The organism is Methanosarcina spelaei, assembly GCF_002287235.1.
Taxonomy (GTDB): Archaea; Halobacteriota; Methanosarcinia; order Methanosarcinales; family Methanosarcinaceae; genus Methanosarcina; species Methanosarcina spelaei.
In genome coordinates this window covers 1-287 of record NZ_LMVP01000465.1, presented here as the reverse complement: position 1 = coordinate 287, position 287 = coordinate 1, and the positions used below count along the sequence as shown (strand labels likewise).

1 protein-coding gene is annotated in these 287 nt (G+C 41.1%); it reads left to right on the top strand.

Annotation, left to right across the window (positions count from 1 at the left end; translation table 11 throughout):
• Positions 1-287 (top strand): PKD domain-containing protein (locus tag ASJ81_RS16585; RefSeq protein ID WP_141241781.1); only part of this gene is annotated, 287 nt, incomplete at both ends.

Below are 287 nucleotides of genomic sequence, written 5' to 3'. Positions count from 1 at the left end.
CTGTTAACTTGACAGTAAAGAACGCTGTAGGCAGTAACACGGTAACAAAAACAGACTATATAAAAGTGACAGCAAAACCTGTTGCTGAATTCTCTGCAACTCCTACCTCAGGAAAAGCACCATTAACGGTTGCCTTTACTGATAAAAGTACTGGAACACCAACTAAATGGAAATGGAATTTTGGAGATGGAACGTCGTCCACAATCCAGAATCCAAAGCATAAGTATTCAAAAGCAGGGAGTTATACAGTGACGTTGACGGCAACAAATACTGTAGGCAGCAACACG